At 55.3% G+C, this 2,383-nt stretch carries 3 protein-coding genes; all 3 read right to left on the reverse strand.

Going from position 1 to position 2,383, the window contains the following annotated elements:
* Window positions 1-604: 604 nt before the first annotated feature.
* Window positions 605-1,057 carry a GNAT family N-acetyltransferase gene (locus ASC93_RS09335; protein WP_056440391.1) on the reverse strand — a complete coding sequence of 151 codons (453 nt, stop codon included), beginning with the start codon at window positions 1,055-1,057 and terminating at the stop codon, window positions 605-607.
* A gap of 180 nt (window positions 1,058-1,237) precedes the next feature.
* Entirely contained in the window at window positions 1,238-1,519 is a 282-nt protein-coding gene (locus ASC93_RS30560) for a hypothetical protein (protein ID WP_157201820.1), read from the reverse strand.
* A gap of 73 nt (window positions 1,520-1,592) precedes the next feature.
* Window positions 1,593-2,383: IS3 family transposase (locus ASC93_RS09340; protein ID WP_229412659.1), on the reverse strand; the 791-nt coding region annotated here is incomplete at its 5' end.

A 2,383-nucleotide genomic window follows, 5' to 3' on the forward strand; every position in this document is an offset into this window, starting at 1 on the left:
GTTAGGGTCGTCACAGGCTATCGCCAAGGGTTCAACAGCTGAACTGTCTCCGACTCGACGTCAACTTTGCAATACCAATCGGGCCATCCGTTACGTTCATGCCCAGGCTCAAACGATACGACTGGACAATTCCCACGTATCGCGTGCAGTGCAAAGGTATAAAAAGCGCTGAACTCTGGAGGTAGGACTGAAAAGGCGAGCGCGTCTCCAGGGGTAAAAACGCGCAGCAGCGCGCCATCGTCGTCAAACTCTGCAATGTAACCGTCTTTTAGAGTAGTACGCATTTGTTTGTGGTAATCTCGAATTCGATGGACGCGTCAAGGTCCGCTCTTGCCCAGGCTGTGTAAAAACGCGAAATCCGCGTAATTTCAGGGGTTTCTTTACCATTCCCGACCTTGAGAAAATGCCGTAGCGCGGGTTTTGAGAGGTCGAGTGTCGTGGGCTGGCCATCCGCCTTGCGTTTTTACACAGCCTCGGCCGAAACCGGCCTGTCGCAGCAGGATATCAGCTTGCTCGACGGGAAAATCCTTGGATTGTCACGACCGGCCGGATTCGAGCCATTGCAGACCTAAACATTTCAGCGTTCCAGTATCATCAAAGTGTCTTATGTAGCGTCCTTATGCATGAAAACTGAGAACGGGTCATCTGGATAATCGCCAAACGGGCCACATCGCCGATAACCCATCCGGTCGTACAAAGACAGAGCTTCCGGCATCGTAGGCCCCGTCTCCAACATAAAAGTTCTACAGCCATTCCGCACAGCCTCCACTTCCAACGCCTCTATCAGGCGACCCGCAACGCCTTTCCGTCGCGCCTGCGGCCGAACGTACATCCGCTTCACTTCACCGTAATCGGATTTGATTACGATCGCCCCACAGCCAATGGCGTCACCGGCTGCGTCACGAACCACGGCAAACAAGACGCTCGGGTGGCATAGCGAAGCTATGTCGAGTGCGTACACATTCTCGGCTGGGTAAAGCGAGTAAAGATAAGTATCAAGCTCGCCAATGAGCTCATGAACAGCCGGTTGATCTGGGGTCTCTAATGCGATTTGCATGCATATTTCTTTCGGTTAATATCGAATGAATTTGCCAACTCCGAGCCAAGCCATGAAAATCGACGCTTCGACAATGACCGCTCCTGGCCGCTCTCGGCCGTTTGACTCAGCGTAGCAGGTTGCCGAGCTAGAAAATTCGCGGCCTGTCACGATCGGGCGCTGCCGACCCGTTGCAGACGTTCAGACAGACCGGCGCTTGCGCGTCCTTTGAACGGCATCGAGTGCCAGATAGAACGACGGCATTGCAGTCCGGCTCGATGGCCCCGAGTCGATGTCGCTTCTCGCAATCGCTAGTATTTCCCGCTCCGCTGACGCCGCTTCGCTAAGATTACTTGCGTGTTCTAGACGTGCCGCGAGACGTTCGAGCCAGCTCTTCTCAAACTGGCTTGCCTCTGGACTGGTCTGTTGAAACTGCCGCATTTCCATCGATGCCGTTTGCAGCATTAAGCTGTAGGGATTCATCGTGTTCCGTCGCCTTTATGTCCGCTTGTGGCCCGGTAATCCCCCCGTTTTTAGAGCAAGCTAAAAGTAGAGGTTAAGCGGCAAGGGCAAGTTTCTGTTTTGGTGTGATGCCGCCGAGTGCCATGTTGGGCCGGTCGTGATTGTAGGTCCACAGCCAGCGAGTAGCAAATTCCTGGATTTCGTCGAGCGTTTCAAAGAGGTGGTGCGCCAGCCAATCGTAGCGCACGGTCCTGTTGTAACGCTCGACGTAGGCATTTTGCTGAGGCTGGCCTGGCTGGATGAAATCGATGCGGATGCTGCGCCTGGCGGCCCACGCCAAGGTCACGGCGCTGATGTACTCAGGGCCGTTGTCGCAACGGATCGCCTCCGGTTTGCCGCGCCACTCGATAATCCGGTCCAGTGATCTGATGACGCGGTCGGCGGGCAGCGAGAAGTCGACCTCGATTCCCAGGCCTTCCCGATTGAAATCATCAATGACGTTGAACAGGCGGATGCTGCGCCCGTCGGCAAGCTGGTCATGCATGAAGTCCATCGACCAGCATTGGTTGATTGCGGTCGGCACAGCCAACGGCAACGGCTTCTCGCGTACTAGGCGATGGCGCGGCTTGATCCGCAGATTCAGCTCGAGTTCTCGATAAATCCTGTAGACCCTTTTGTGGTTCCACTTGAAGTCTTTGACGTTGCGCAGGTACAGGAAGCACAGACCGAAGCCCCAGTTGCGCTGGTTGTTCGTTAGCCGAACCAGCCAATCAGCAATGATGGCGTTTTCCGCGTCCAGCTTTGCCTTGTAGCGGTAGCAGGTCTGACTGATGCCAAACGCCCGACATGCCAGGTTAATCGTGGCTGACCGCTGTGCCACGGCCC

The sequence above is a fragment of the Massilia sp. Root335 genome (assembly GCF_001425685.1).
Classification (GTDB): domain Bacteria; phylum Pseudomonadota; class Gammaproteobacteria; order Burkholderiales; family Burkholderiaceae_D; genus Telluria; species Telluria luteola.